This window comes from Actinomadura sp. GC306 (assembly GCF_004348665.1).
Lineage (GTDB): Bacteria > Actinomycetota > Actinomycetes > Streptosporangiales > Streptosporangiaceae > Spirillospora.
The window spans coordinates 1-22,979 of sequence record NZ_SMKM01000052.1 but is presented as its reverse complement, the minus strand read 5'-3'; the positions used below and the strand labels follow the sequence as shown (position 1 = coordinate 22,979).

General features: G+C 70.8%; 22 protein-coding genes and 1 pseudogene. 9 read left to right on the top strand and 14 right to left on the bottom strand.

The features are described from left to right. Positions 1-76: 76 nt before the first annotated feature. On the bottom strand, positions 77-1,129 hold the full coding sequence (locus tag E1200_RS10605; protein ID WP_131951661.1) for a glycosyltransferase family 2 protein: 1,053 nt from the start codon (positions 1,127-1,129) through the stop codon (positions 77-79). Positions 1,130-1,392: 263 nt separating this feature from the next. Here E1200_RS10605 and E1200_RS10600 point away from each other — a divergent pair, with 263 nt between their 5' ends. The 3 genes from E1200_RS10600 (at position 1,393) to E1200_RS10590 (ending at position 4,476) form a co-directional block, all read left to right on the top strand. Then, the gene (locus E1200_RS10600) at positions 1,393-3,054 is read left to right on the top strand and encodes an LCP family protein (protein ID WP_131951660.1); all 1,662 of its coding nucleotides are present in this window, start codon (positions 1,393-1,395) and stop codon (positions 3,052-3,054) included. A gap of 63 nt (positions 3,055-3,117) precedes the next feature. After that, entirely contained in the window at positions 3,118-3,924 is an 807-nt protein-coding gene (locus tag E1200_RS10595) for a thioesterase family protein (RefSeq protein ID WP_131951659.1), read from the top strand. 75 nt (positions 3,925-3,999) lie between these two features. Further along, entirely contained in the window at positions 4,000-4,476 is a 477-nt protein-coding gene (locus E1200_RS10590; RefSeq protein WP_131951658.1) for a hypothetical protein, read from the top strand. 142 nt (positions 4,477-4,618) lie between these two features. Here E1200_RS10590 and E1200_RS10585 read toward each other — a convergent pair whose 3' ends face one another. The 3 genes from E1200_RS10585 to E1200_RS10575 all read right to left on the bottom strand — a co-directional run bounded on the left by E1200_RS10585 (position 4,619) and on the right by E1200_RS10575 (position 7,671). Next, positions 4,619-5,335 (bottom strand): tetratricopeptide repeat protein, encoded by a 717-nt coding sequence (locus E1200_RS10585; protein ID WP_165950270.1) that lies wholly within the window; start codon positions 5,333-5,335, stop codon positions 4,619-4,621. Positions 5,336-5,611: 276 nt separating this feature from the next. Next, a complete protein-coding gene (locus E1200_RS10580) occupies positions 5,612-6,460 on the bottom strand; it encodes a DUF1963 domain-containing protein (protein WP_131951656.1) in 849 nt (282 codons plus the stop codon). 401 nt (positions 6,461-6,861) lie between these two features. Continuing rightward, on the bottom strand, positions 6,862-7,671 hold the full coding sequence (locus tag E1200_RS10575; RefSeq protein ID WP_131951655.1) for an oxygenase MpaB family protein: 810 nt from the start codon (positions 7,669-7,671) through the stop codon (positions 6,862-6,864). A 52-nt stretch (positions 7,672-7,723) separates the two neighbouring features. On the opposite strand from E1200_RS10575, the gene E1200_RS10570 reads away from it, so the two are divergent. Then, positions 7,724-8,335, top strand: a complete 612-nt coding sequence (locus E1200_RS10570) for a TetR/AcrR family transcriptional regulator (RefSeq protein ID WP_131951654.1) — start codon at positions 7,724-7,726, stop codon at positions 8,333-8,335. Positions 8,336-8,588: 253 nt separating this feature from the next. On the opposite strand, the gene E1200_RS10565 is transcribed toward E1200_RS10570, so the two are convergent. Continuing rightward, positions 8,589-8,984 carry an ATP-binding protein gene (locus E1200_RS10565; protein ID WP_165950269.1) on the bottom strand — a complete coding sequence of 132 codons (396 nt, stop codon included), beginning with the start codon at positions 8,982-8,984 and terminating at the stop codon, positions 8,589-8,591. Between the two features lie 135 nt (positions 8,985-9,119). After that, a complete protein-coding gene (locus E1200_RS10560) occupies positions 9,120-9,326 on the bottom strand; it encodes a hypothetical protein (RefSeq protein WP_131951652.1) in 207 nt (68 codons plus the stop codon). 165 nt (positions 9,327-9,491) lie between these two features. Between E1200_RS10560 and E1200_RS10555 the strand changes: the two genes are divergently transcribed. Continuing rightward, positions 9,492-10,325 (top strand): helix-turn-helix transcriptional regulator, encoded by an 834-nt coding sequence (locus E1200_RS10555; RefSeq protein WP_131951651.1) that lies wholly within the window; start codon positions 9,492-9,494, stop codon positions 10,323-10,325. Further along, complete coding sequence (locus tag E1200_RS10550) at positions 10,322-10,528, top strand: DUF397 domain-containing protein (protein ID WP_131951650.1); 207 nt, start codon at positions 10,322-10,324, stop codon at positions 10,526-10,528. The genes E1200_RS10555 and E1200_RS10550 overlap by 4 nt, the downstream gene beginning before the upstream one ends. A 31-nt stretch (positions 10,529-10,559) precedes the next feature. Here E1200_RS10550 and E1200_RS10545 read toward each other — a convergent pair whose 3' ends face one another. Continuing rightward, positions 10,560-11,729, bottom strand: coding sequence for an acyl-CoA dehydrogenase (locus E1200_RS10545; protein ID WP_131951649.1), 1,170 nt, complete (start codon positions 11,727-11,729; stop codon positions 10,560-10,562). A 114-nt stretch (positions 11,730-11,843) separates the two neighbouring features. Here E1200_RS10545 and E1200_RS10540 point away from each other — a divergent pair, with 114 nt between their 5' ends. Both E1200_RS10540 and E1200_RS10535 read left to right on the top strand, forming a co-directional pair. Continuing rightward, a complete protein-coding gene (locus E1200_RS10540; RefSeq protein ID WP_131951648.1) occupies positions 11,844-13,178 on the top strand; it encodes a UDP-glucose/GDP-mannose dehydrogenase family protein in 1,335 nt (444 codons plus the stop codon). Positions 13,179-13,227: 49 nt separating this feature from the next. Beyond that, a complete protein-coding gene (locus E1200_RS10535) occupies positions 13,228-13,647 on the top strand; it encodes a CoA-binding protein (RefSeq protein WP_131951647.1) in 420 nt (139 codons plus the stop codon). A gap of 29 nt (positions 13,648-13,676) precedes the next feature. Here the strand turns inward: E1200_RS10535 and purE are convergent, their stop codons facing one another. Continuing rightward, positions 13,677-14,180, bottom strand: coding sequence for a 5-(carboxyamino)imidazole ribonucleotide mutase (purE, locus tag E1200_RS10530; protein WP_131951646.1), 504 nt, complete (start codon positions 14,178-14,180; stop codon positions 13,677-13,679). Between the two features lie 106 nt (positions 14,181-14,286). Beyond that, on the bottom strand, positions 14,287-15,477 hold the full coding sequence (locus E1200_RS10525) for a 5-(carboxyamino)imidazole ribonucleotide synthase (protein ID WP_279484103.1): 1,191 nt from the start codon (positions 15,475-15,477) through the stop codon (positions 14,287-14,289). A gap of 223 nt (positions 15,478-15,700) precedes the next feature. On the opposite strand from E1200_RS10525, the gene E1200_RS10520 reads away from it, so the two are divergent. Beyond that, a complete protein-coding gene (locus E1200_RS10520) occupies positions 15,701-16,288 on the top strand; it encodes a GtrA family protein (protein WP_131951645.1) in 588 nt (195 codons plus the stop codon). Positions 16,289-16,338: 50 nt separating this feature from the next. Here E1200_RS10520 and E1200_RS10515 read toward each other — a convergent pair whose 3' ends face one another. From E1200_RS10515 to E1200_RS10495, 5 genes and pseudogenes are all read right to left on the bottom strand, one after another. Next, a complete protein-coding gene (locus E1200_RS10515; RefSeq protein WP_131951644.1) occupies positions 16,339-17,610 on the bottom strand; it encodes an ATP-binding protein in 1,272 nt (423 codons plus the stop codon). A 97-nt stretch (positions 17,611-17,707) separates the two neighbouring features. Further along, positions 17,708-18,379, bottom strand: a complete 672-nt coding sequence (locus tag E1200_RS10510) for a response regulator transcription factor (RefSeq protein WP_131951643.1) — start codon at positions 18,377-18,379, stop codon at positions 17,708-17,710. 151 nt (positions 18,380-18,530) lie between these two features. Further along, the gene (treZ, locus tag E1200_RS10505; RefSeq protein WP_131951642.1) at positions 18,531-20,318 is read right to left on the bottom strand and encodes a malto-oligosyltrehalose trehalohydrolase; all 1,788 of its coding nucleotides are present in this window, start codon (positions 20,316-20,318) and stop codon (positions 18,531-18,533) included. A gap of 7 nt (positions 20,319-20,325) precedes the next feature. Further along, the gene (treY, locus tag E1200_RS10500) at positions 20,326-22,695 is read right to left on the bottom strand and encodes a malto-oligosyltrehalose synthase (protein ID WP_243708467.1); all 2,370 of its coding nucleotides are present in this window, start codon (positions 22,693-22,695) and stop codon (positions 20,326-20,328) included. Next, positions 22,688-22,979 (bottom strand): annotated as a pseudogene (locus tag E1200_RS10495) (glycogen debranching enzyme); the annotation flags it as partial. The pseudogene E1200_RS10495 and the gene treY, both read right to left, overlap by 8 nt.

Genomic DNA, 22,979 nt, shown 5'->3' with positions numbered 1-22,979 from the left:
GACGGTAATCCGCCCGACCTAACCCTGACACATCGTCAGACGCCGGGAAACGCCAGGTGGTTTCGGGGTCCGCCGGCTAGTGAACGGGCTCACCCGGTTTGACCGGGGTGGGCTGGCCCAGCCGCGGCGGGCTGGTGAGGAAGCCGACGCCCCAGGTCAGGTGCATGGTGGCGTAGACGAGCGGCAGCCGCACCCAGGCCGACAGGGGCAGCCCGCGCCCCTCCACGGCGGCGCCGGCGATGATCGCGGCGGCGTAGCCGCCGGGCAGCAGCCAGCCCGGCCAGAACCCGAACAGCCCCGCCACCGCGCCCGCCGTCATCGCGACGACCGCGAGCGGCGGCGCGAGGTAGCGCAGGCTGAGGGTGCCCTGGTGCTCGCGGCCGACGACGCGCCGCCAGCGGCCGGTGTGGAAGTACTGCTTGGCGAGCGCGCGCAGGTTCGGGCGCGGGCGGTAGGTGACCCGCATCCGCGGGGTGAAGTAGATCCGGCCGCCGGTCTCCCGGATGCGGTGGTTCATCTCCCAGTCCTGGGCGCGGACGAACGTCTCGTCGTAGCCGCCGACGCGGTCGAGCGCGCTGCGGCGGAACGTCCCGAGGTAGACGGTCTCGACGTCGCCCGCCTCGCCGCCGGTGTGGAAGCGGGCGTTGCCGACGCCGAGCTTGGACGTCATCGCGCGGGCCACGGCCTTCTCGAACGGGGTGACGCCCTCGGCCGCCATGATCCCGCCGACGTTGTCGGCCCCGGTCTCCTCCATCGTCTCGACGGCGGCCCGGACGTAGTCGGCGGGCAGCAGCGAGTGGCCGTCCACCCGGACGATGATCGAGTACTGGGACGCCTTGATCGCGATGTTGAGGCCCTGCGGGGTGCGCCCGGTCGGGTTCGCCACGACCAGGACCCGCGGGTCCTCGGCGGCCAGCTTGCGGGCGATCTCCTCGGTGCGGTCGCGGCACGGCCCGACGGCGAGCACGAGTTCGAGCTCGCCGGGGTAGTCCTGGGTGAGGATGCCGCGGACGGCCTCGGTCAGATGGCGCTGCTCGTTGAGGACCGGCATGACCACCGACACGGCGGGCCAGGTGCGTTCACCGGAGTTGGAGCGGGGCTTCACGGCGTACTGGGTTTCCTGGTTCATGGCGCGCTGGACATGGGGAGACGATTCCATACGGGGCTCGCGGACGCCCCGGGCCGGTGACCGGTGAGGCGCCCATTCCTCTCTGCTCGCTCGTCTGACGCGGCCGCGCCGCCCGGTTGATCGTGCGGGCCGCACGGGTCTCGCCGAGACGGCGCCACGTTACTCCAAGGACACGAGGTCCAGGTAGCGAACGGACGGTGTCCCCCACTTTAGAGTGGTGTGGACTCGCGTCAGAACGACGTCTTCGGGAGGCGGCGACCGGCATGGCAGACGGGCACGACTCAGGTCGCGGTGACACCGGCGGGCCGGAGGCCGATCCGCTGGAGCGCTACTTCCGGCCCCGGCCCGGGTCGCACGCGGCGGCCGGCGACGGAGCCGACGGCGACATCGAGGGCGTGACCATCGACGGGATGCCGGCGCCGCGGGTGGCGGTGGAGAGTCCGCGCGGGCCGCGCCGGCCCGGCCGGGGGCTGAGCCCGCGGGCCGCGATGAGCGCGCGGCGGCAGAAGCGGTTCCTGATGGTGACCGCGACGATGTCGGCGTTCGTGCTGCTCACCTCGGGCGGCGCGTGGGCGTTCCAGAACTACGTGACCGGCATGATCGACAAGGTGTCGGTGGGCGGGCTCGGCCGCGGCGACGGCCCGAAGGGCGCGATGACGATCCTGGTGGCGGGGGTCGACCGCCGCGACGGGCTGACGAAGGCGCAGCAGAAGGCGGCCCGGCTCGGCCACCACGAGGGCGAGCGGTCGGACACGATGCTGCTGGTGCACGTGTCGCGCGACCGCGACCGCGTGTCGGTCGTGAACCTGCCGCGCGACTCGTACGTGACGATCCCGGCGCACGAGTCGAACGGCTCGGAGGGCGCGAAGGGGGCCAGGGTCCCGTCTCGTCCGGGCAAGCTGACGTGGGCGTACCAGTTCGGCGGGCCCGACCTCACGGTCAGCACGGTCAAGCGGGCGACGGGCCTGTCGATCGACCACTACGTCGAGGTGAACTTCTACGGGTTCGTGAAGATGGTGGACGCGCTCGGCGGCGTCGACGTGTGCACCGAGGAGCCGGTCGACGACGTCAAGAGCGGGTTGAAGCTCCCGGCGGGCACGTCGCACGTGGACGGGATGCAGGCCCTGGCGTTCGCCCGCGCCCGCTACACGCTGACGGGCGGCAGCGACCTCGGGCGCATCGACCGGCAGCAGCAGTTCATGGCGGCGATGCTGAAGCAGGCCCTGTCGACGAAGACGCTCGGCGACCCGGTGAAGTCGACGAAGTTCCTGAACGCCGCGCTGAAGTCGCTGCGCGTCGACGAGGATCTGGCCGACAACCTGCCGGAGCTCGCCGACCAGATGAAGGACCTGTCGACCGACGACCTCACGTTCGCGAAGGTCCCGCTGTCCAACCCCGACTACGAGACCGTCCTGTGGAACGCGCAGGAGCCGCAGTCCACCGTGCTGTGGGAGCAGGGCGAGGCCCGCGACCTGTTCGCCAAGATCCGGCGGGACCAGCCGCTGGCGGAGCCGTCGAAGTCGCCCACCGCCACGCCGTCCAGGCCGACGAACGCGCCGACGGTGCCGCCGGAGAACATCTCCGTCCGGGTCCTCAACGCGATCGGCACGCCGGGGCTCGCGACCAAGGCGGGCTCGCAGTTGGAGGGGCTGGGCTTCGAGGTCACGGTCCAGCCGGGCGTGGCGCGGCGCGGCCTGCAGCGGACGCAGATCCGGTACGGCCCGGACCGCGCGGACTCGGCCAAGACCCTGGCCGCCGCGATCCCGGACGCCAAGCTGAAGAAGGTCGGCGCGCTCGGGTCGGAGGTGCAGGTCATGGTCGGAGCGGACTGGGACGGCGTCAAGAAGGTCGAGGTCGCGGGCGTTTCGCCGAGCCCGTCGCCGTCCTCCCGGGCCGAGACCGCCACCCAGAAGCTCTGCGGCTGACCGCACCCGGAACGGTGTCTAGAATATCGTTCTAATCGGGAGTTCTCCGGAGGGAGCCGCAGCATGTCCGAGGACGCGCCCGCGGAGGCGTTCTACCAGCCGCTCGGCGCCGGCCGGTTCGCCAGCACCCCCGCCACGGCCGGCCCCTGGTCGCCGGGGTTCCAGCACGGCGGCCCGGTGGCCGCCCTGCTCGGACGGGCCTTCGAGCGGCATGAGCCCGTCCCCGGCGGCCGGATCGCGCGGGTCACGATCGAGCTGCTCGGCCCGGTGCCGGTGGCCGAACTGGAGATCGCCGTCCGCGTCGTCCGCCCCGGCAGGCGGGTCGCCCACCTGGAGGCGGAGCTGACCCATGAGGGCCGTCCCGTCGTCCGCGCCACCGCCTGGCGGATCATGGAGGCGCCCGCGCACCTGGAGCCGGTCGATTACGCACCCCCGCCGCCGGCCCTCCCCGCGACGACCGAGCCGTTCCCGCAATGGCCCGGCGTCCACACCGAGGGCTACCTGTCCGCGATGGAGTGGCGGATCGTCAGCGGCACCTTCGGAAGGCCCGGCCCCGGCACGACCTGGGCACGCTCCCGAATCCCGCTGGTCGCCGGCGAGGCCGACACGCCGCTGGTGCGGGCGCTGACGCTCGCCGACAGCGCGTCCGGCATCGGCAGCCAGCTCGACCACGCGAAATGGCTGATCATCAACACGGACATGACCGTCGCGCTGCACCGCGACCCGGCCGGCGAGTGGCTGTGCATGGCCGCGTCCGTGGACCTCAGCCCCGGCGGCAGCGCCCTGTGCGAGGCGACGCTCGCCGACGCCGGCGGCGGGTTCGGCCGCGCGCTGCAGACCATGATCGTGGACGAGCGGCCGCCCGGGTGACTCCGCGTTCATGATCGTCGCACTATGGGTAACTGATATGTGACCGAGAGTAGTCACTCACCAGGAGTTCACAGGATGTCGAGAAGGAAGCTCACCCTGCTCACCGCGGCCGTCACGCTGGCCGTCGCGGGCGGCGCCACCGGCGCGGGCGCCTCGCTCGCCGCACCGCCGCCGCCGGTCCCGCCCACGGTCCCGGGCGCACCGTCCGTCGCGCCGTTCCCGACCTCCGTCGCGGACGTCCAGCAGGCCGCGTCGCCGCGGCCGGCGGTCGGTGCGAAGGCCGACTCGCCGGCGGACTGCCGCACCGCGGACTGCGAGATCGAGATCAGGGACGGCATGGAGATCCCGCTCGCCGGCGAGCACGGCGTCCGGCTGCTCAAGATCGATGTCAACGACACCCGGGTGACGTTCGTGGTCCGCACCAGGACGGGCAAGGCCGTGACCACGCTGGACGCGCGCAATGCCGACAGCGTCGCGTTCATCAACGGCATCACGCTCCGCCCGTACATCGCCGGGGACGGCGATCTAATGCTCGCCATCTCCCACGACTGACAGCAATGCAGGTGAGCACCCTCCCGGCGGGGTCCACCCCGACGGCCGACCGACCGCGGGCTCTACCGACCCCGGCCGGGAGGTGCTCCCACACCCCCACCAACCGCAGCACCCTGGCGCCCGGCGCGATCCGGATCCGGCGTCAAGCAGGCTTCCGGACAACGCTGATGAGAGCGTCCGCATCGCCTGGGCGACCGGCTCGCACCGCGGCCTCCCGAATCTCACCGTCCACCATCGTCCGGGCGACCTGAATCGCCTCGTGGACGCCATCACCATCGCCAACATCGATCGGCTTAAGAAGCCACCTGACGGCTTCGACCTTATCGACGCCCCCGCCGACGCCATCTGCGAACCACTTGCCGAGGGTCAGCATCGCTTTCGTTGAGCCGGCGTTAGCCGCATCCACATAAAAATTCCTTGCTTCCGCATATTCGCCCCGATCGGCATGCCAGTCCGCAAGAAGGATGGCGGCCTCCGGAACTCCACCGGCCAGAGCATTCTGCAGCAACTCAACCGCTCGCCCTTCTTCGGGTGGGACGCCAGTTCCTTTCAGGAGCAGCCCGCCCAAGTTGAATGCCGCGATCGCATCGCCGGACTTGGCGGCCGCTTCAAACAACTCTGTGGCTTCGGGAATGTTCTGACGTGTACCGATGCCATGGGCCAGCATATGACCGAGCCCACGCTGACCGGCTGGATGATCGGCTGCCGCGGCCATGCGAAAATACCGGAGGGCGGCGTCGACGTCATCGATGTACTCGAGCGCCAGCCCTCCCACCAGAGCCTGGGCGTCCGCCCGGCCAGAGTCCGCCAGATCCTGCAGCTCCGGAAAAACCTCGGCCATCTGCCTGCGCGCGGCCACATCTCCTTGCATAACCTTCGCAAGCAGAACTTCACATCGTCCAACTATGTCGTCCATCACGCTCTAAATTCCATTCAGTTGATCCACAGACGCCACCATCAGCGGCCCTCCCCAGGTAGACCCCTTCCAATTGCCCTTACAGGCCAGCTGCTACCAGCTCAGATCACGCTCTCGGACTGCCGTACTAGAATCGGGGAACTGGAAAGGAAAGCAGTTGGCCGAGATCGAGGGCATTTCACTCAAGAGCGCAAAGGCGAAATCGTCCGAATAGCCTGGTCAGGGGACGTAGAACATAGTGGTGAACGCTTGGTCGAAGCGCCGGGCCGCCAGGTCCTGCTTCCTGATCGCCCAGTGGACGTGCGCGTTCTCCAGGTTGTAGACGCCGGAGTGCCATGCGGCGAGAAGTACCCAGTCCTCGGGGACCGACCGCTTCCACTTTCTTCCCCACCACTCCGCTTTCGGCGCCCACCACGCGGACGACGTGACGGGGTCGAGTTGGCCATAATCGTCACGGGCGTATCCGTCGATCTGCAACGTGCTCCCCGAAGGACGGTCTTGGCCCGCGATGCGCATCCTCCATGACACCTCGCGCAACTCACCGGAATAGGGGTGCTCGGCGGTATCGATGATAGAGTCATGGTCGGGCAGGGAGAGGTCGTATCTCAGGCGCAATTCTCCTTCCTGCTCCATCTTGGCGTCGAAGCCGAACAATTCGTCGTCCGGCTCGTAACCGTGATCTACATGGCGTTCCTCGACGGGTGTGCCGACCGGGATGTACACCGCTTCGCCCACGCAGAGGCCCTTCGTGGTGGCGTTAACCGATGACGGATTGGCGAACAGCAGAAGCCGTCCGTCAGGCGGCAGCGGGAGATTCGTCGCGTCCTCGGGCAGCGCCGCGAGGTCGAGGGACGCGATGAGGTGGAGCCCCCACACAGGGTCGGGGGCGTCGACGGGGAGCATCAGCGGACCCCCGAAGCGGCCCACGACCTGCCCCTCCAGTTCCGGCGACAGCACTGCGCACGGTCGCGCGGTTCCCAGCCACCGTTCCACGTCGGCGGACGGGATATCGCACGCGCGCGCCGTCTCCCGGAATCGGTGCAGTTTGTCCGCGATTCCAGAGTTCATGCGGCGACCGTACTCCCAGGGGCCGACACGCACCCTTCACCAGGGCGACGCGCTCGGCGTGCCGATTGCTCCGGCGAGCAGGGGCACCGACCACCCGATGCGGCGCAGGATCACGGAACACGATCGGCGACCACGGCCTCTACCTCGGTGCGCCGGCCATCGGGACCGCGACCGCCCTGCGCCTGATCGGCGTGGTGCTGCTGGCCCTGATCGTCGGGATGGCCAGCACGGGCCCCGACCTGGCGCGGTCGCTGACTCAACAACTGCGCGGCCGGAGCAGCGTCCGTGCCGGGTGGCTTCGGGCGGCTCTCACTGCGGCCTCCCGGATCTCATCGTTTGCCATCGTTCGGGCGACCTGGATCGCCTCGTGGACGCCATCGCCATCACCGACGTCGATCGGCTCAGCGGGCATGCGGGGGTCCCTGCTGGTCGAATGCCTTCCTTGCGACGGGGAAGTAGCGCAGGCTTGAGGGAAGGACCGGCCAGCTCAGCCGTACGGTGCGGGCGAAGCGGCCGAACTTGCGCTCGTCGGCGGATGAGACCGCCAAGCCCGCCAGTTGCCGGACGGGCTGCGGCAGCAGGACCGGCACCAGGCCCGCAGGCAGCAGCCGCGGCAGCCAGGCGTCCGGCCGCAGGATCTGCTCGGAGTAGGCGTCGAAGACGGAGTTCAGTTCGAGGACCTGCTTGCAGACAGCGTCGAAGTAGTCGACGAACGAGCCGTAGTCGGGCGGAACGACGCGGTCGCTGAGCCCGTATCTCCGGTACCAGATACAGGTTTCCTGGTAGAGGCGTTCGCGCTCTTCACCGGAGAGGGGCCTGTCGAAGAGGTCGACCGCCGTCATCAGGGCGTCAACGAACGTGGCGTGTTCCCAGAAGAAGACGTCCGGGCTGAGTGAGTGGTAGCGCCTGCCTTGGCCGTCGTGCCCCCTGATCTCCTCGTGCAGCCGGCGGACTCTCGCCCCGGCCTCGGCGTCCTGGTAGACGACTCCGATTGTCTGCCGCACGATTCGGGCCTGCTGTGCCCACAACGGACCCGGAAAGCGGGAATGCTGCTCGGCTGCAGCCGCGATCGCGGGATGCAGCATCTGCAGCGCCGCCGCCCTCGGGATGGCCAGTCCGTAACGCCTGTCCCCGGCGTAGCGCCAAAGGAGCGATTCCGGGCCGAGGTAGAGCGACGTCTGCGCCGAAGCGTCGTCGAGACCCGAGGTCATGGCATCAGCCCCTTAGAGAAAATATATCTTTTCTCAAGATAGACTGGTGGACATGGAGCCGCAAGTGCCCACTTACTCTCCGCTTCCCCGGCATCGGCATGCCCTCGGCCGCGAACAGGTCCGATCGGTCCAGCGCGCCCGCGTCCTGCGTGCCGCAGCCGAGGCCGTGGTGGACAAGGGATATGGAAAGGTCACGATCGGTGACATCATCCGCCGCGCCCAGGTCTCGACCAAGACGTTCTACGAGTTGTTCGACGACAAGGAGAGTGCGTTCCTCGCCGTCTACGACGACCTGGACCACCTCATCGACCGGGTGGACGTCGGCGCCGGCGATCCGCGCGAGCGACTGCACGAGACCCTGACGGCGGCGCTCGGTTTGCTGGACGCGGAGCCGCATCTGACCCGGATGCTCGCGATCGACGCGATGGGCGGCGGGCCGACGATCCTCGCCCGCCGCAACCAGGCGCTCCGCAAACTCGCCGCGCTCGTGGCGGCGGTGCTCGGCCGCAGACCGGACGACATGATCATCATGGCCTACCTCGGCGGCATAGCGGAGCTCGTCGTCCAGCACGTCACCGGCCCGCTCCCTAACCTGGCCGCCGAGGTCCACAGATTCACCGACGCCCTCTTTTTCCCTGGCACTGTGGAAGATGATCTTCCTTAGCGTGGAATCCGGGGCGGAGGCGACCCTGCAGCGCTCCTGGTCAAGACGTCCTCGGCATGGGCGGCGGCCTGGGCGAAGACATGTGACCGGACGGCCATGCAGGCTCGTCGTAGGGGGTCCGCGTCCTCCTCGTCGGCGACCTGCCCCCAGTACCGCGCCTCACGCACCAGCTTGTCGCGGAACTGCGCCAGAGCAGCGTCCACGCCGGGCGGCTTCGACCGGGAGCGCCCGAAGAGGCGGAATCGCCCCGGCATCACGGCGTCTCCGGGGCGAGTTCCCACGCAGCCCAGACGACCTTGCCGTCCGTGAGCGCGTACGTCCCCCAGCTGGACGCGAGGGTAGCGGCCAGCAGGAGCCCGCGTCCGCCTTCGTCCAGCAGGGCCGCGCGGCCGACTTGCGGGGACGCGGGGCTGTCGTCGCGCACTTCGATGATCAGATGCTCTGCGGAGAGCTGGAACCGGAGCAGGATCATCGCGATGGCTCGGGTGGCGAGGTCGGGATCGGACGCGGTCGCGTCGAGCGCGTTGCTGACCAGTTCTGAGATGACCTGCTGACACTCCCAGCCGTGCGCCTCCCACGCGTCCCAGGATCCCAGCAGCGCGCGGGTGAAGTAGCGGGCGACGGGCACGGCGGACGGCAGCGCGGCCACACCGAGCCACTCCACACGAGCGGGGCCGGCACTCGTCGGCGGCCGGGTTCCTGCCGTAACGACAGAGGACACGGACATCTGTTCCTCTCCTGTTCATATCGGGGGTTGAGGTCATATCGGGGGTTGAGGCCAAGATCATCGGCCGGTAGAGCGGGGACGGACGCGCAGCACCGCCGCAAGTGCATTCGGGTCCCGATGGGCGGCCACCTCACACCAGGGCACCGAACGCCGATCAAGCGCAATGAACTCCCGCGTCACCACGCCGTAGAAGAGGTAGTAATCACGAAAATCCCGCCGCAGCGACACAACGATGACCGCCACCCCAAAGGGGACATTTGCCATGGATTTCCGCCCCTTCGAATCGACCGGACAACGACGAGCCCTTCGTCCGCCTGCACTCGCGCGTGCATGGGCGAATTTCGGTGACCACGGTCACACGCTGGATTACTCTGTGCCACGACCCCGACACGCCCCGGAAGGCACCCCAATCCAGATTGAGGACCCCCCATGTCGAGAAACCAAGACGGCTACACCCGCGACCCCCTGCTACGCACATTCGGCGCGGTGCTACGCGCGCACCGGGAAGCAGACGGCCTATCGCGTCCTCAGCTCGCGCAGGCCCTTGGATGCCAACCCGGCTGGATCGAGAAACTGGAGACCGCCCAGAAGCCGACGTCAGAAGCGACGGCCGACGACCTGGACGTGTACTTCAAGACGTCAGCACGCCTGTTCTGGCACATGTGGCGGGAAATCAAGCGTGAGGGCAAGCATCTGGCCGCACCGCCCGGATTCTCCAGATACGCGGAGATCGAAGCCGAAGCCGTCGCGATGCGCGCCTTCGAGGCTCAGGTGATGCCCGGCCTGCTCCAGACACCCGCATACGCTCGCGCGGTCATGAGTTCGGGCCTTCCGTTCGACGCCCTGGAAGAGCGCGTCTCCATACGTATCGGACGACAGGAACTCCTGACACGCGACAACGCCCCCCGCATGTGGTTCGTACTCGACGAGGCCGTGCTCCGTCGCCCCGTCGGTGGCCCAGAAGTAATGTACGAGCAGCTGGCCACGCTGATCGAGGTAGCGACAACGAACCCCCGAATCGAAATCCGAATGCTGCCCTTCTCGTCCGTGACCTACGCCGGACTGGACGGTTCCTTTTTCGTTCTCAGCCTTTCCGGAGGCGTGGACGTCGCCTACCATGAAGGGCCCGAGATCAGCCAACTGATCGAAGACGGAACGACCGTCGCTGAGTACCGGGTACGTTTCGACCTGATCATGGGAGAATCTCTCAGGACTGGCGAGTCTCTCAAGCTGATCCAGCAGTACCAGGAGGGCTACACGTGAGCACCACAGACCGTTCACCTGCCCAATGGCGCAAGAGCAGCCGTAGCAGCGGCCAAGGTGGTGCCTGCGTCGAGGTTGCGGACCTCACCCCCGCGATCGGCTTTCGCGACTCCAAGGATCCCGACGGTCCGCGCCTCGTGATCGGCGCGGAGACCGCCAGGACCGTCTTCGGTGCCATCAAGGCGGGGCGGCACGACCTTTGAGTGCGGGGGACGCCCGGCGCTGAGAGGTGGGTTACTTGAGGAGTTGGCGGGCGATGACCATGCGCTGGATCTGGTTGGTCCCCTCGTAGATCTGGGTGATCTTGGCGTCGCGCATCATCCGCTCCACCGGGAACTCGCGGGTGTAGCCGTAGCCGCCGAGGAGCTGGACGGCGTCGGTGGTGACGTCCATCGCCACGTCCGAGGCCAGTGCCTTGCAGGCGGAGGAGACGAGGGTCAGGTCGGGGATCTGCTCGCCCTGCATGGCGCGTTCGGACTTGATCGCGGCGTGGTAGGTGAGCTGGCGGGCGCCTTCCAGCCGCATCGCCATGTCCGCCAGCATGAACTGCACACCCTGGAAATCGGCGACCGGCTTGCCGAACTGGCGGCGGTCCTTGACGTACCCGACCGCGAAGTCCAGCGCGCCCTGCGCGATGCCCAGGGCCTGGGCGGCGATGGTGATGCGGGTGTGGTCCAGCGTCGCCAGCGCCGTCTTGAAGCCCGTGCCCTCGGCGCCGATGATCCGGTCGGCCGGGATGCGCACGTCCTCCAGGATGACCTGGCGGGTCGGGGAGCCCTTGATGCCCAGCTTGCGTTCCTTGGGGCCGAACGAAACGCCCGCATCCGACTTCTCCACCACGAACGCCGAGATTCCGCGGGCGCCGGCGGACGGGTCGGTGACCGCCATCACCGTGTAGTACTCCGACACCCCCGCATTGGTGATCCACATCTTGGTGCCGTTCAGCACCCACTCGTCGCCGTCGCGCACCGCGCGGGTCTTCATCCCGGCGGCGTCGGAGCCGGCGTCGGCCTCCGACAGGGCGTAGGAGAACATCGCCTCGCCGCGCGCCACCGCGGGCAGGTAGCGGCGCTTGAGGTCCTCCGAACCCGCCAGCAGCACCGGCACCGTGCCCAGCTTGTTCACGGCCGGGATCAGCGAGGACGACGCGCACGCGCGGGCGACCTCCTCGATCACGATCACCGTGGCGAGCGCATCGGCTCCCGCGCCGCCGTACGATTCGGGCACGTGCACCGCGTGCAGGTCATTGCCCGTCAGGGCGTCCAGCGCCTCCTGCGGGAAACGCGACTCCTCGTCCACCTCCGCCGCGAAGGGAGCGATCTTGGCATCGGCCAGCTCACGGACCGTCCGCCGCAGCATCTCGTGCTCCTCGGACGGCGCGTACGTGGGAAAGTCAGCATCCATGGCCGAAATGCTACCGGCCAGTACACTCCGCGGCCGGTGCACGGGAAGGGCCCGCCGCGGGCACGTTCGGGAAGAGGCCGCTAGTCGGCGACAGCGAAGCGAGAGGAGCCGGCCTTGTCCTACCGGCTGACGGTCATCGGAACGGGGTACCTCGGCGCCACCCACGCGGCCTGCATGGCCGACCTGGGTTTCGAGGTCCTCGGCCTCGACGTGGACGAGGAGCGGATCGCCCGGCTCGCGGCCGGCGACCTGCCGTTCTTCGAGCCGGGCCTGGAACCCGTGCTGCGCCGGGGGCTGGAGAGCGGCCGGCTGCGGTTCACGTCCTCCTACAAGGAGGCCGCGGAGTTCGGCGACGTCCACTTCCTGTGCGTCGGGACCCCGCAGAAGGCCGGGGAGTACGCGGCCGACCTCACCTACGTGGACGACGCGATCAACTCGCTGGCGCCGCTGCTGGAGCGGCCCTGCGTGGTCGTCGGCAAGTCCACCGTCCCGGTCGGGACGGCGGAGCGGCTGGCCGACACCATGGCGCGCATCGCCCCGGTGGGCGCTGACGCGGTCCTCGCCTGGAACCCCGAGTTCCTGCGGGAGGGCTTCGCCGTCCAGGACACCCTGCACCCGGACCGGATCGTCGCCGGGCTGCCCGACGACCGGCACGCCGCCGAGCACGCGGAGAAGGTGCTGCGGGAGATCTACCGGTCGATGATCGCGCACGGCACCCCGTTCATCACCTGCGACTACCCGACCGCGGAGCTGGTCAAGGTCTCGGCGAACGCGTTCCTCGCCACCAAGATCTCCTTCATCAACGCGATGGCGGAGGTCTGCGAGGCGGCGCACGCCGACGTGACGAAGCTGTCGGAGGCGCTGTCCTACGACGACCGCATCGGCGGCAAGTTCCTCGGCCCGGGGCTCGGCTTCGGCGGCGGCTGCCTGCCGAAGGACATCCGCGCGTTCATGGCCCGCGCCGGGGAGCTGGGCGCCGACCAGGCGCTGACGTTCCTGCGCGAGGTCGACGAGATCAACATCCGGCGGCGGATCCGGATGGTGGACCTCGCCCGGCAGATGCTCGGCGGGTCGTTCGACGGCCGGACGGTCGGGGTCCTCGGCGCGGCGTTCAAGCCGAACTCCGACGACGTCCGCGACTCCCCCGCCCTGGACGTGGCGGCGTCCATCCGGGCGCAGGGCGCCGCGGTGACCGTGTACGACCCGCAGGCCATGGGCAACGCCCGCCGCGCCCAGCCGAGCCTGGAGTACGGCGAGTCGGCCCTGTCCGCGGCGCGCGGCGCCCACGTCGTGCTGCTGCTCACCGAGTGGGCCGAGTTCCGCGGCATGGACCCCGACTCGCTCGCGTCGGTCGTCGCCGAACGCAACATCGTGGACGGGCGCAACGCCCTCGATCCCGAGAAGTGGCGCGCCGCGGGCTGGACCTACCGGGCCCTCGGCCGCCCCTGAGCCCGTCCCGGGAGGGAAGCAACGGGCCGCGGGCGCTGTTGTGCTGGACATGTCTGATGCCTTCACCGACCCGGACGTGATCGGGCGGCTGCTCAACCAGTCCAGGACGTGGGCGTTCGTCGGGCTCGGCGACAACCCGACGCGCGAGGTCTACGAGCAGGCCCGGCTGCTGCAGCAGCGCGGGAAGCGGATCATCCCCGTCCATCCGAAGGCGCGGGAGGTCCTCGGCGAGCAGGGGTACGCGTCCCTGGCCGAGGTCCCCGGCGCCTCCGAGGTGGACGTCGTCGGCGTCTACCGCCGGGCCGAGCACGCCGGGCAGGCGGTGGACGAGGCGATCGCGGCGGGCGCGAAGGCCGTGTGGCTGCCGCTCCAGGTGGTCGACGAGGCGGCGGCCCGGCGCGCGAAGGACGCCGGGCTCGACGTCGTCATGGACCGCTGCCCCGCGGTCGAGTGGGCCATGCGGCACTGACGGGCCGGTCTCGGTAGGCCCGGTCTGCGTCAGAGGCTCTTTCTGAGCCGCTCGCCCTTGGCCTTGGCCTGCCCGTAGAGGTCCTGCTGGAAGACCTTCATCTTCGCGCGCAGCTCGTCGTCGGCCGCCGCCAGGATGCGGACGGCCAGCAGCCCGGCGTTGCGGGCGGCCCCGACCGCGACCGTGGCGACCGGCACCCCGGCGGGCATCTGCACGATCGACAGCAGCGAGTCCATGCCGTCCAGGTACTTCAGCGGGACGGGCACGCCGATCACCGGCAGCGGCGTGACCGAGGCGAGCATCCCCGGCAGGTGCGCGGCGCCGCCCGCCCCCGCGATGATCACGCGGAGGCCGCGGGCCGCGGCCTCCTCGCCGTAGGCGATCATGTCGTGCGGCATCCGGTGCGCGGACACGACGTCGGCCTCGTGCGGGACGCCGAACTCCGCGAGCGCCTCGGCGGCGCCCTTCATGACCGGCCAGTCCGAGTCACTGCCCATCACCACGCCGACGACCGGCTCGGCCCCGCCGCTCATGTGTGCCTCCTGCGAGGGGGGCGACCCCCCGCACCCCCCGGTTCGCTCCGCTCATGCGTGCCTCCTGCGAGGGGGGCGACCCCCCGCACCCCCCGGTTCGCTGCGCTCATTCAGGCTCCTTCATCTCACGTCCCCACCGCAGGTAGTCCGCGGCGTGCCGGGCGCGGGCGCGGACCTCGGCGGGGTCGTCGCCGAGCGCGGTCACGTGGCCGATCTTGCGGCCCGGCCGCGGCTCCTTGCCGTACATGTGCACCTTCACGCCCGGGTCGTGGGCCATCACGTGGAAGTAGCGGGAGTAGACGTCCGGGTCGTCCCCGCCGAGGACGTTGGCCATGACGGTGCAGGGGGCGACGGGGTCGGTCGAGCCGAGCGGCAGGTCGAGGACGGCCCTGAGGTGCTGCTCGAACTGCGACGTCCGGGCGCCCTCGATCGTCCAGTGCCCGGAGTTGTGCGGGCGCATGGCCAGCTCGTTGACCAGCAGGCCCTCGTCGGTCTCGAACAGCTCGACCGCGAGGAGGCCGACGACACCGAGTTCCGCGGCGACGCTCAGCGCGAGCCGCTGCGCCTCGGCGGCCAGGTCGCCCGGCAGGCCCGGCGCCGGCGAGATGACCTCCATGCAGATGCCGCCCTCCTGGACGGTCTCCACGATCGGGTACGCGGCGCCCTGCCCGTACGGGGAGCGCGCGACGAGCGCCGCCAGCTCCCGCCGGAACGGGACGTACCGCTCGGCCATGAGATCGACGCCCTCGGCCAGTAGCCGCCGGACGAGGTCGCCCGCCGCGTCGCCCGGCCCTTCGACGATCCAGACGCCTTTGCCGTCGTAGCCGCCGCGGGTGGCCTTGAGGACGACCGGCCACCCGTGCTCGCGGGCGAACCCCTCCAGGAACTCCAGCGGCTCCGACGACGGAAGGTGCGCGTAGGCGGGGCACGGCACGCCGAGCTTGCTGAGCCGGTCGCGCATCACGAGCTTGTCCTGGGCGTGCGCGAGGGCGGCCGAACCGGGCCGGCACGCCACGCCCGCGGCCTCCAGCTCCCGGATGTGCGGGCCGGGCACGTGCTCGTGGTCGAACGTCACGACGTCGCAGCCGCCGGCGAACGCCGTCAGGTCGCCGAGGTCGCGGTCGTCGCCGACCCGGACGTCGGACACGACCTTGGCGGCCGAATCGTCCGGCCGCCCGGCGAGCACGCGCAGCGACACGCCGAGCCCGATCGCCGCCTGCTGCGTCATCCGGGCGAGCTGCCCGCCGCCCGCCATCCCGACGACGGGCACCCCCGGGCGCTGAGGTGGTTCTGTCACGTCAGAAGGCTATCGGGCGGCCCGGCCGAACGGATCGGGTCCCCGCCGCGTCGTACCGTGTGTGGGTCACCCGACAATGGGCAAGGAACGCTCGGACAGTGTGAAACGTTCATGTTCCGACGTCTCCGGGGCGACAGGCGTCTATTCTCGTGATGCCTCCGCAGCAGCCGCCGCGCCGTCGGCCGCGGCCCACCGCCGAAGTCCGGAAGGACGGTCCTCCTTCGTGAACCTGGTCACGAGACTCCACCGGCAGTTCGAGCACCTCGTGCGCGAACTGGCCAAGTTCGGCAGCGTGGGCGCCATCGCGTTCGTCATCACCGTCGTGATCGGCAACGGCCTGCACAGCGGGATGGGCGTCGGGCCGCTGACGTCCAACGGCGTCGCCACGGTGGTCGCGACGACGTTCGCCTACCTGGCCAACCGCTACTGGACGTTCCGGCACCGCGACCGCACCGGGCTCGGCCGCGAGTACATGCTGTTCTTCGCGCTGAACGGCGTCGGCCTGGTCATCACCGAGCTGTTCATCGGGTTCACGCACTACGTGCTGGGGCTCTCCGGGCCCCTGGCGTACAACGTCTCGCTGGTGATCGGCACCGGGGTGGCGTCGCTGTTCCGCTTCTGGTCGTACAAGAAGTGGGTGTTCCTCCCGGCGAGCGCGCCGCCCGTCGACCCCGCGTCCGGGCTGCCGGAGGCGCCGCCGCCCGTGCGCGCCGACGCGCCCGGCATCCACCGCGCCAACGGGCACGCCGCCCCGTCCCCGCGCCTCGGCCGCCCGCTCGACGCCCCCGCCGAGGACTACGCCGAGATCTGAGGCCCTCCCCCGCACGGCGTGGCCCGCCCAGCGCTTCAGGCGGGCCGTCCTCAGGCGGGCCCCATCACGACGCGCTCCTCGGCGAGGCGGACCTCCGCGACCTGGCGGAGGTGGACGCCGAACACCGCCGGGCGCGCCTGGAGCAGCTCCAGCCGGTTGCCGTCCACCGCGGCCAGCGAACGGGCCAGGTAGAGCCCGAGCCCGGTGCCGCGGCCCCCGCTGATGCTCCGCTCGAAGATCCGCGGCTCCAGCTCCGGCGGGATGCCCTCGCCCTCGTCGCCGACCTCGACCAGCACCGAACTTGCGTACGGCCTGGTGCGGATGGTCACGGTGCCCGCGCCGTGCATGAGCGAGTTGTCGAGCAGCGTTGCGATGATCTGGGAGAGGCCCTCCGGGTTCGTCATGCCGACGAGGTCCCGCTCCCCGATGGTCCGCACGTCCCGGCCGGCCCGCCGGAAGATGGGCCGCCACTCCTCGACCTGCTGCGCGATGATCTCGTCGATCGGCGCGGCGACGGCGGCGCCGGTCCGGTCGTGCCGCGCGCGGGACAGCAGCTGCTCGACGACCGCGACGAGCCGCTCGGCCTGCGCGACCGCGGCGGCGCCCTCCTCCCGGACGACGTCCGGGTAGTCGGCGGCATCGATCATCTCCTCCAGCCGCATGGACAGCGCGGTCAGCGGCGTGCGGAGCTGGTGGCTGGCGTCGGAGGCGAACTCGCGGCTGTTGGCCAGCAGGTCGGCGATCCGGACGGCGCTGCGGTCCAGCACCTCCGCGACCCGGTCGACCTCCGGGATGCCGTAGCGGCGGCGGCGCGGCCGGGCGTTGCCGCTGCCCAGCCGGTCGGCGGTCTCCGCCAGGTCGATCAGCGGCAGCGTCAGCTTGCGGGCCTGCACCATCGCTAGGCCGACGGTGACGGCGACGCCGAGCAGCGCGAGGCTGCCGATAAGCAGCATCAGCCGCAGCGCGCCGGCGTCCACCTCCGCCTCCGGCCGCGAGATGCGCACCCGGATGTCGCCGCGGGCCGCCGCCGCGGTGAGCGCGGACCCGGCGCGCGGCGGCCCGGCGGTGACCGTCCGGCCGTCCGGCATGACGATCGAGATGTGCCGGCCCGGGTACTCCCGCGCGATGGCCTCGCCGGTCACCGGCCGGTTCGCCACCAGGCTGTAGGCGACGCCGTCGGCGATGGCGGACGACTCGCGGTCCAGGGAACGTGCGGCCTCCTCGTGGACGAGCTTGTGTGCGGCGTAGGCGAGGGGTATGCCGAGCATCAGGATCGCGACCACCGCCACCGCGAGCGTCGACAGCAGGAGTCGGCGCCTCATCAGGGCTCCTTCGAGGGTGGGGCCACGGACGTGCGCTACCGCGCCCGGGGCCTCTCGGGAAGGCCCCGGGTGGTGTCACCCGGCCGTGGCGGCGGAGCTAGTCGCCGCGTTCGAACCGGAAGCCGACGCCCCGCACGGTCGTGATGTAGCGGGGGCTGCCGGCGTCGTCGCCGAGCTTGCGGCGCAGCCAGGAAATGTGCATGTCGAGCGTCTTCGTGGAACCCCACCAGTTGGTGTCCCACACCTCGCGCATGATCTGTTCGCGGGTCACGACCTTGCCCGCGTCCCGGACGAGGACGCGCAGCAGGTCGAACTCCTTGGTGGTCAGCTGGAGCTCGTGGTCGCCCATCCAGGCGCGGCGCGACTCGGCGTCGATCCGCACCCCCTGGACGATCGGGGTCTCGGTGCTGCCGCGGCGCAGCAGCGCCCGCACCCGGGCGAGCAGCTCGGCCAGCCGGAACGGCTTGGTCACGTAGTCGTCGGCGCCCGCGTCGAGCCCGACGACGGTGTCGACCTCGTCGGCTCGGGCGGTCAGGATCAGGATGGGGACGCCGTGCCCCTCGGCCCGTACCCTGCGGGCCACCTCCAGGCCGTCCAGTTCCGGAAGGCCGAGGTCCAGGACGATGAGGTCCACGCCGCCGCCGAGCGCCCGCTCCAGCGCCTGCGGGCCGTCCGGGCTTACTTCGACGGTGTACCCCTCGCGTCGCAGCGCGCGGGCGAGAGGCTCGGAGATGGACGTGTCGTCCTCGGCGAGCAGTACTGAGGTCATGGGTCGATCGTAAGACCATTCTTGAACATTGCCCGGCATGCGCCGCGCTCTTGACCTGCGGTTTGCCACTCGTAGTACATTCGCGAATACACCATTCCCGGCGAAACCCGGATGCACTTCTCAGTACACCCGGCAGGGCGGACGCGCGGCGTCACCGGAACACGCCCACGGAGGCGCCCGGCAGGGCCACGGACGCCTCGGCAGAATCGCCCACGATGTCAAAGTCGAGGCGAATTGCCGGATCTGAGGCGAGCAGCAGCCGGGGCGGGGCCGCCGCCGGAGCGGGCACGGGCAGCACCACGGGGAGCGTCCCGAAGTTCGCCGCCACGCACACATCGCCGCGCCACATCATCAGCCAGCGCGCCTCGCCGTCGTCGCACTCGACGGTCGTCCGGGTCAGCCGCGGGTCGTTCAGCTCCGGCCGCGACCGGCGCAGCGCGAGCAGCGCGCGGTGCCATTCGAGCAGGTCGCGGTGGTGCGGCCGGTCGGGCTCCGCCCAGTCGAGGACGGACCCGCGGAAGGTGTCCACAGCCTGTGGATCGGGGACCTCGCCGGTCCAGCCGTACCGCGCGAACTCCCGGCGGCGCCCCTCGCTGACCGCGCGCGCGAGCTCCGGGTCCCGGTGGTCGGTGAAGTAGCACCACGGGGTGGAGGCGCCCCATTCCTCGCCCATGAAGAGCATGGGCGTGAACGGCGCGAGCAGGAACACCGCAGCGCCGACCTTGAGCATCGCCGGGGAGATCCCCGAGGATTCCAGGACGGTCCCGATCCGGTCGCCCGCCGCGCGGTTCCCGACCTGGTCGTGGTTCTGCAGAAAGCCGAGGAACCGGTGCGCGGGCGTCTCCTGGACGTCCACCGGGCGCCCGTGGTGCCGTCCCCGGTAGGTGGACATCGTCCCGTCGTGGACGAAGACCTTCGTGAGCGCCTTCTTGAGCGTCTCCATGGAGCCGAAGTCGCAGTAATAGCCCTGCCGTTCACCGGTGAGGGCGGCGTGCAGGGCGTGGTGGAAGTCGTCGCTCCACTGCGCGTCCAGCCCGTATCCACCCGCCTCCGTGGGCGTCACCAGGCGCGGGTCGTTCAAGTCCGATTCGGCGATGAGGAACAGGTGCCGCCCAAGGTGCGCGGAAAGGCCCGCCACGGCACGCGACATCTCTTCGAGAATGTGCACCGCGCCGTGGTCGGTGATGGCATGGACGGCGTCAAGGCGGAGGCCGTCGAAGTGGTAGTCCCGCAACCACATCAACGCGTTCTGCACGACGAACGCGCGGACCTCGTCCGACCCTTCCTGGTCGAAATTGACCGCGTCGCCCCATGGCGTGGCATGGGCGCTGGTGAAGTACGGCCCATAGTCACCCAGGCGGTTCCCGTCCGGCCCCAGATGGTTGTAGACGACGTCCAGGACCACGGCCAGGCCGCGGGCATGGGCGGCGTCCACGAAGCGTTTCAGGCCGTCCGGGCCGCCGTACGGCTCGTGCGGCGCCCACAGGTGGACGCCGTCGTATCCCCATCCGTGGTTCCCGGGGAAGGCGGCCACCGGCAGCAGTTCCACCGCGTCGATGCCGAGCGCCACCAGGTGGTCCAGGCGCTCGGCCGCCGCGTCGAACGTCCCCTCGGGTGTGAACGTGCCGACGTGCATCTCGTACAGGACGCTCCCCGCGAGCGGGCGGCCGTGCCAGTGCTGGTCCGTCCAGGCGAACCGGTCGTGGTCGTAGACGCGGCTGTGGCCGTGCACGCCGTCCGGCTGCCATGGGGAGCGCGGGTCGGGCAGGGGCTCGTCCGCGCCGTCCAGGGCGAAGGCGTAGTCCGTCCCGTGCCCGGCGCCCGCGACGTCGGCCCCCCACCAGCCCGGACGTCCCGCCAAGGGCTGCATGGGGTGCCGGGTGCCGCCCGCCGCGACGTCCACGCGGCCGGCGGCCGGGGCCCAGACCTCGAATCTCATCGGACGCTCACCGATCGATCTCCCTGGGGACGAGCAGCGCGACGGGCAGGTGCTCGAAGACGCGTGCGGCGTCCAAGACCGGGCCCATGTGGGTGCAGCCGGTCAGGACGTCCCGCCAGCCCTGCTGGACGACGTCCACCCTCGTCCGCTCCCAGCCGCCGCGCCGTTCCAGCCCCACCGGGAGCCGGGTGGCGAGCGCGACCGCCTCGCCCCGGGCGAACCCGACGACGTGCCCGGCGGCGGGTCCGCGCGCGGTGATCGGCTCGTGCCGGGCGCCCGGCCCGAACCACTCGGGGTGGGCCCGGCGCAGCCGCAGCGTCCGCGAGGTGACCAGCAGCTTCTCGTCGTCCACGTCCTTGGCCGGGCGGCCGGTGTCGAGCCGCTGCAGCCGCTCGCGGCGCCGCCCGTAGTCGACCGGGCGCCGGTTGTCGGGGTCGACGAGGGCCAGCCCGGTCAGCTCGCAGCCCTGGTAGACGTCCGGGACGCCCGGCATCGCGAGCTGGACGAGCTTCTGCCCGAGCGTGTTGACCCGCGCGCAGGGCGCGAGCTTCGCCACGAACGCGGTCAGGTCGGTGACGAGGTCGGGGTTCGCCAGGACGGAGCGCGCGTATCCGAGGACGGCGTCCTCGTAGGCGGGATCTCCGTCCACCCATGCCGTGCGGGTCTTGGCCTCGCGCATCGCCTTGGTGAGGAACTCCTCCAGGCGGCCAATGGTGATGGGCCACGCGCCGACGAGCGTCTGCCAGAACAGGCATTCGAGGTCCGGTTCCATCGGCGACCGGTCCGGGCCCCACTGGCGCCAGCGGTCCATGGCCTCCGCCCACTCGGCCGGCATCTCCGACAGGACCGCCAGCCATGCGCGGACGTCCTCTTCCCGCTTGGTGTCGTGCGTGGACAGCGTCGTCATGGTGGACGGCCAGTCCCGCGCGAGCCTGATGCAGTACGAGTGGAAGTCCTCCGGGCTGACGGAGAAGCGCGCGGGGTCGCCGCCCACCTCGTTCAGCGCGGCCAGGCGGTTCCAGCGGTAGAACGCCGTGTCCTCGACGCCCTTGGCCGCCAGCGGAGCCGAGGTCTGCTGGAACCGCACGATGAACTCGGCGTCGGTGCGGTCACCGCGTCCGAGGGCCAGGTCCACGACCGTCGCGAGGTCGTCGTGCAATTCTGCGGGCAGGTGCGCTCGTGCGCGGTCGGCGGCCTCGTTCAGGACGTCCACGGCCTGCTGAGGCGCGTCCTCCCCCGGCACGACGTAGGCGCGGTAGACGGGCATGGCGACGAGCAGCTCGACCAAGGCCCGCTCCAGGCCGGGGCGGCGCTCGCCCACGACCCGCTGGAGAACGCGCAGGAGCCGGTCGATCTCGGGTTTGAGGCCGTGCTCCGCGGCGTGCCGGCGAGCGTCATGCTCCACCTCCGCGAAGTCGGCTTGACCTCCGGTGACGGAGACGTAGTGGTCGGTGAGCGGCTTCTCCCCGGCCGGGTCGACGAACAGGCCGCCGACCATGCCGAGCGAGTCGTAGCCGGTGGTGCCCGCGCACGGCCAGTCCGGCGGCAGCCGCTCCTCCCCCTCGGTGATCTTCTCGACCAGCAGCCACGCCCCGGGGGCCGCCTCCGCCAGCCGCCGCAGGTAGCCGCGCGGGTCGGCGAGCCCGTCCGGATGGTCGATCCGCAGGCCGTGGACGTGGCCGTCCGCGACCAGGTTCAGCAGCAGCGCGTGTGTGCGCTCGAAGACCTCCGGGTCCTCCTGGCGCAGCCCGATCAGCCCGGAGATGTCGAAGAACCGGCGGTAGTTGGGCTCGCCCTCGCCGGGCAGGACGATCCGGCCGCCGCCCGCGTCCCAGTCGATGTCGAACCATTTGGCGTACGGGGAGGCGGGCCCCTCCGCCAGGACGGCGGTCAGCGGCAGGTTCAGCTCCCGCCGGTCCGGGATCGCCATGTGGTTCGGGACGGCGTCGACCAGGACCCGCAGCCCGTGGGCGCGGAACCGGGCCGCCATGGCGCCGAACGCCTCGGCGCCGCCCAGCTCGTCCGCCAGCCGGGAGTGGTCGACCACGTCGTAGCCGTGCGTGGAGCCGGGCGCGGCCTGCAGGACCGGCGACAGGTAGACGTGGGACACCCCGAGGGACGCCAGGTAGGGGGCGAGCGCCGCGGCCTCCGCGAAGCCGAAGTGCTCCTCGGGCGTCCCGCGGAGCTGGAGCCGGTAGGTGCCGGACGGGGGTGCGGCCTGGTCGTCCTCGGCGGGGACGGGGCTGCCGGACGGGTTCGCTTCGGCCAGATGGTCCTCGGACACGGTCTCCTCATCAGGGGGGTCGGCGGGGAGCGGTTCCTCGGCGGCGGGTTCGGCGGCGGGCTCGGGCTCGGGCTCGGCGGCGGGCTCAGACACGGCGCAGCACCTGGATGGACCGGGCGCCGACCGCGACGTTCTCGCGGGCCTTCACGACGGGCGACTCCTCCTCGGCGAGCAGCGGATCCGCGGTGTCGAGCACCTTCATCCACAGCTGCCCGTACGCGGCGGGCGGCAGCGTGAACGCGAGGTCCCCGTCGTGCGCGTTGATAAGCATGAGGAACGAGTCGTCCCTGACCTGCCGGCCCCGCCGGTCCGGCTCCCCGATCGCGTCGCCGTTCAGAAACACGTTCAGCGACTTGCTGAAGCCCGCCGTCCAGTCC